Source organism: Streptomyces bobili (genome assembly GCF_002154575.1).
Taxonomy (GTDB): Bacteria; Actinomycetota; Actinomycetes; order Streptomycetales; family Streptomycetaceae; genus Streptomyces; species Streptomyces bobili.
Genome location: NZ_MUBA01000571.1, coordinates 1 through 5,267 on the forward strand (window position 1 = coordinate 1; position 5,267 = coordinate 5,267).

Sequence of the window (5,267 nt, forward strand, 5' to 3'; positions counted from 1 at the left end):
CCGGCCCCGTCGCGCGCGGCGACGCGGGCACGGTCGCCGTACACGTCTCCGAGCTGCGCAGGCACGCCCCGGGGACCGTCGACGGCTATCTCGCGATGGCCCGCGCCACGGCCGACCGGGCCCTCGCCAGCGGCCTGCTCAAGCCGGAACTCGCCGAGGACCTCCTCGGGGTACTCGCCAAGGGGACCGACGGCGCCGAGGGAGACGTCCGATGACCACGACCCTGCTGCGCACCGCCGGTGAGCTGCACGCCCGCACGCGCGCGGGCCGCCGCGCCGTCGTGATGACGATGGGCGCCCTGCACGAGGGACACGCCACCCTCGTGCGCACCGCGCGCGAGATCGCCGGACCGGAGGGCGAGGTCGTCGTCACGGTCTTCGTCAATCCGCTCCAGTTCGGTGCGGGCGAGGATCTAGACCGCTACCCGCGCACCCTGGACGCCGACGTCAAGATCGCCGAAGAGGCCGGCGCGGACGTCGTCTTCGCCCCGTCCGTCGACGAGGTCTACCCGGGCGGCGAGCCACAGGTCCGCGTCAGCGCCGGCCCCATGGGGGAGCGCCTGGAGGGTGCCTCGCGCCCCGGGCACTTCGACGGCATGCTCACCGTCGTCGCCAAGCTGCTGCACCTGACCCGCCCCGACGCCGCCCTGTACGGCCAGAAGGACGCGCAGCAGCTCGCCCTGATCCGGCGCATGGTGCGCGACCTGAACTTCGGCATCGACATCGTCGCCGTACCGACCGTGCGCGAGGACGACGGGCTGGCCCTGTCCAGCCGCAACCGCTATCTGTCCCCGGCCGAGCGGCGCACCGCGCTCGCCCTGTCCCAGGCGCTGTTCGCGGGCCGCGACCGGCACGCCGCCCAGGAGGCGCTGAGGGCGCGCGCACGCGAGGTGCCCGCCACCCACGCGCGCGCGGAGGCGCTCAGTGCCCTCGGCGAGTCCCGCGCGGCAGCCGACGCCCACGCAGTGGCCAAGGCCGCTCCCGGCTCCGTGGCCGCCGTCCGCACCGCCGCCCGCACGGTCCTGGACGAGGCCGCGCGCATGACGCCGCCGCTGAAACTGGACTATCTGGCGCTCGTCGACCCGTCCGACTTCGGTGACATCGACGACGACTTCACCGGCGAGGCCGTCCTCGCCGTCGCCGCCCGGGTCGGCACGACCCGGCTGATCGACAACCTCCCCCTCACCTTCGGAGCCGCCTCGTGACCAGCACAGGCATACGACTGCACGCGCCCGCGCCCGGGTGGTCCATCTCCGCGGACGTCGTGGTCGTCGGCTCCGGAGTGGCCGGCCTCACCGCCGCCCTGCGCTGCGAGGCCGCCGGACTGACGACGGTCGTCGTCACCAAGGCCCGCCTGGACGACGGCTCCACCCGCTGGGCGCAGGGCGGTATCGCCGCCGCGCTCGGCGAGGGCGACACCCCCGAACAGCACCTGGAAGACACCCTGGTGGCGGGCGCGGGCCTGTGCGACGAGGACGCGGTACGCCTCCTGGTCACCGAGGGCCCCGACGCCGTACGGCGGCTCATCGAGACCGGCGCCCACTTCGACGAGTCCGAGGAAGGCGGCCTGGAGCTGACCCGCGAGGGCGGCCACCACCGCCGCCGCATCGCGCACGCGGGCGGCGACGCCACCGGCGCGGAGATCTCCCGTGCCCTCGTCGAGGCGGTCCGCGCGCGCGGACTGCGCACCATCGAGAACGCGCTCGTCCTGGACCTCCTCACCGATGCCGACGGACGCACCGCCGGTGTCTCCCTGCACGTCATGGGGGAGGGCCAGCACGACGGCGTCGGCGCCGTGCACGCGCCCGCGGTGGTCCTCGCCACCGGCGGCATGGGCCAGGTCTTCTCGGCGACCACCAACCCGTCCGTGTCGACGGGCGACGGCGTCGCGCTCGCCCTGCGCGCGGGCGCGGAGGTCTCCGACCTGGAGTTCGTGCAGTTCCACCCGACCGTGCTGTTCCTCGGCCCCGACGCGGAGGGCCAGCAGCCCCTCGTCTCCGAGGCGGTCCGCGGCGAGGGCGCCCACCTGGTCGACGGCAACGGCGTGCGCTTCATGCTGGGCCAGCACGAGCTGGCCGAGCTGGCGCCCCGCGACATCGTCGCCAAGGGCATCATGCGCCGCATGCAGGAGCTGGACGCCGAGCACATGTACCTCGACGCCCGCCACTTCGGCGCCGAGATGTGGGAGCACCGCTTCCCGACCATCCTCGCCGCCTGCCGGGCGCACGGCATCGACCCGGTCACCGAGCCCGTCCCGGTCGCCCCTGCCGCCCACTACGCCTCCGGCGGCGTGCGCGCCGACTCCCACGGCAGGACCACCGTGCCGGGCCTGTACGCCTGCGGTGAGGTCGCCTGCACGGGCGTGCACGGCGCGAACCGGCTCGCGTCCAACTCCCTCCTGGAGGGCCTCGTCTACGCCGAGCGCATCTCCGCCGACATCGCGGCGAGCCGATCGGCGGACGGCCTCCCCGCGCGCGTGCCCGCGCCCGTGGAGCACCCCGAGACGCCCGCGCACCCCCTCCTCGCCCCCGAGGCCCGGTTCGCCATCCAGCGGAGCATGACCGAGGGCGCGGGCGTCCTGCGCTCCGCCGACTCCCTGGAGAAGGCCGCCGAGCAGCTCCAGCGGCTGCACTCCGAGGCCCGCGACGCCCTCGACGAGAACGGCAAGACCGCCGAGCCCGGCGTCGACACCTGGGAGGCCACCAACCTCCTGTGCGTGGCCCGCGTCCTGGTCGCCGCCGCCCGGCTGCGCGAGGAGACCCGCGGCTGCCACTGGCGCGAGGACCGCGCCGAGCGCGACGACACCGACTGGCGCCGCCACATCGTCGTACGGCTGAATCCGGACCGGACCCTCGCCGTGCACACCACCGATACCGCAGACTTCCCCCCGACCCGCCGGCAGCAGGAGCAGTGACAGAAGTGACCACCCCCGAGGACCTTCCCCTCGTCCAGAGCGGCGGCTGCGGCGACGGCTGTGCCTGTGGCACGGACGCCGACGCGGCCGACGAGGAGTACCTGGAGTGCGGGCTCGATCCCGCACTCGCCCAGCTCCTGGCCGACGCGGGGCTCGACCCCGTCGAGGTCGAGGACATCGCCAACGTCGCCATCCAGGAGGACCTGGCCCACGGCGTGGACGTGACGACGGTCGCGACCATCCCCGAGGACGCCGTGGCCACGGCCGACTTCACCGCGCGCGAGGCGGGCGTGGTGGCGGGCCTCAGGGTCGCCGAGGCCGTCCTCTCGGTCGTCTGCACGGACGAGTTCGAGGTCGAGCGTCATGTCGAGGACGGCGACCGCGTGGAGGCCGGACAGACACTGCTGTCGGTCACCACGCGCACGCGCGACCTCCTCACCGGCGAGCGCAGCGCCCTGAACCTGATGTGCCGCCTCTCCGGCATCGCGACGGCCACGCGCGCGTGGGCGGACGCCCTGGAGGGCACCGAGGCACGCGTGCGTGACACCCGTAAGACCACGCCGGGGCTGCGCGCCCTGGAGAAGTTCGCCGTGCGCTGCGGCGGCGGCGTCAACCACCGGATGTCGCTGTCCGACGCGGCCCTGGTCAAGGACAACCACGTGGTCGCCGCAGGCGGCGTCGCCCAGGCCTTCCAGGCCGTACGGGAGGCATTCCCGGACGTGCCGATCGAGGTCGAGGTCGACACCCTGCACCAGCTGCGCGAGGTCATCGAGGCCGGCGCCGACCTGATCCTGCTGGACAACTTCACGCCCGAGGAGTGCGCGGAGGCCGTCGGCATCGTCGACGGACGCGCGCTCCTGGAGGCCTCCGGCCGGCTCACCCTGGACAACGCGAAGGCCTACGCGGACACCGGGGTCGACTTCCTGGCCGTGGGCGCCCTGACCCACTCCTCGCCGATCCTGGACATCGGCCTGGACCTGCGAACTGCGGAGTAGGGAGCGGGATCCGGCCATGCTGCTGACGATCGACGTAGGGAACACGCACACCGTGCTCGGCCTGTTCGACGGGGAGGACATCGTCGAGCACTGGCGGATCTCGACGGACGCCCGCCGCACGGCCGACGAGCTGGCGGTCCTCCTCCAGGGCCTGATGGGCATGCACCCCCTCCTCGGGGTGGAGCTGGGCGAGGGCATCGACGGCATCGCCATCTGCGCGACCGTCCCGTCCGTCCTGCACGAGCTGCGCGAGGTGACCCGCCGCTACTACGGCGACGTCCCCGCGGTGCTCGTCGAGCCCGGCGTGAAGACGGGCGTACCGATCCTCTTCGACAACCCCAAGGAGGTCGGTGCCGACCGCATCATCAACGCGGTCGCCGCCAACGAGCTGTACGGCGGTCCGGCGATCGTCGTGGACTTCGGCACGGCGACCACGTTCGACGCGATCAGCGCGCGCGGGGAGTACGTCGGCGGCGTCATCGCGCCCGGCATCGAGATCTCCGTCGAGGCGCTGGGCGTCAAGGCCGCGCAGCTGCGCAAGATCGAGGTGGCCCGGCCCCGCAGCGTGATCGGCAAGAACACGGTCGAGGCGATGCAGTCCGGCATCGTCTACGGCTTCGCCGGCCAGGTCGACGGCGTGGTGGGCCGGATGGCCAAGGAACTGTCGGAGGACCCCGACGACGTGACGGTGATCGCCACGGGCGGTCTGGCACCGATGGTGCTGGGCGAGTCCTCGGTGATCGACGAGCACGAGCCGTGGCTGACCCTGATCGGGCTGCGCCTGGTGTACGAGCGGAACGTCTCGCGGATGTGAGCCCTTTCAGTGATGAGTTGTGAGGATGTGGGTGTGGGGCCGGTCCGTGGAATCGGGCGCGCCACACCCACTCCTTATGTCGAATTTGTCTGATTAGCGCGTATCGTCGCCGCATGCCCACGCCATACGGATCCCGCGGCGGCATGGCGTTCGGTGCGGAGGAGCTGCGTGTGCTCCGTCGCGCCCTCGCCCTCGCCCTCCACCCCGGCCCCGCCTCGTCCGAGGACGTCCAGCACTGCCATCGGCTCGCCGAATCCCTCGACGAGGCGATGCGTGAGGCCGCCCGGTTGCGGGCCTTCCTGGTGTCCGACCTCGTCCGCTACCGCGCCGCGCTCCCCGGCACCGCCGCCGGATACCTCGCGCTCCTGGAGGAAGTGCTGGCGGCCGGCCACCGGCCCGAGGCCGACGACCTCGCCGCCCTGCGTGCCCTGCGGGGCAATCCGACGGCAGCTGCCCTCCTGGACCGCTGCCAGACTCTCGCCGAGCAGGACGTACGCGCCCGTCTCGCCCGTCGTACGGCCCGCCGGGCCGTACGACGGGCGAGA

Annotated in this window: 4 protein-coding genes and 2 pseudogenes; all 6 read left to right on the forward strand. The window is 73.4% G+C overall.

The genetic code is table 11. The annotated features are described in order from the left end of the window. A pseudogene (locus BZL64_RS33745) lies at positions 1-215 on the forward strand (DUF2520 domain-containing protein); the annotation flags it as partial. Next, positions 212-1,204, forward strand: coding sequence for a pantoate--beta-alanine ligase (panC, locus tag BZL64_RS33750; protein WP_086772905.1), 993 nt, complete (start codon positions 212-214; stop codon positions 1,202-1,204). The pseudogene BZL64_RS33745 and the gene panC, both read left to right, overlap by 4 nt. Beyond that, positions 1,201-2,913 carry an L-aspartate oxidase gene (locus BZL64_RS33755; protein ID WP_086772906.1) on the forward strand — a complete coding sequence of 571 codons (1,713 nt, stop codon included), beginning with the start codon at positions 1,201-1,203 and terminating at the stop codon, positions 2,911-2,913. Before panC ends, BZL64_RS33755 begins: the two co-directional genes overlap by 4 nt. A gap of 5 nt (positions 2,914-2,918) precedes the next feature. Next, positions 2,919-3,908: a carboxylating nicotinate-nucleotide diphosphorylase gene (gene nadC, locus BZL64_RS33760; RefSeq protein WP_086772907.1), complete on the forward strand. Its 990-nt coding sequence runs from the start codon at positions 2,919-2,921 to the stop codon at positions 3,906-3,908. 16 nt (positions 3,909-3,924) lie between these two features. After that, positions 3,925-4,722, forward strand: a complete 798-nt coding sequence (locus BZL64_RS33765) for a type III pantothenate kinase (RefSeq protein WP_086772908.1) — start codon at positions 3,925-3,927, stop codon at positions 4,720-4,722. Between the two features lie 143 nt (positions 4,723-4,865). Further along, positions 4,866-5,267: pseudogene (locus BZL64_RS33770) on the forward strand (hypothetical protein); the annotation flags it as partial.

Coding starts and splice junctions, on each gene's coding strand:
- panC (WP_086772905.1), top strand. CDS start 212: ATGACCACGACCCTGCTGCGCACCGCCGGTGAGCTGCACGCCCGCACG.
- BZL64_RS33765 (WP_086772908.1), top strand. CDS start 3,925: ATGCTGCTGACGATCGACGTAGGGAACACGCACACCGTGCTCGGCCTG.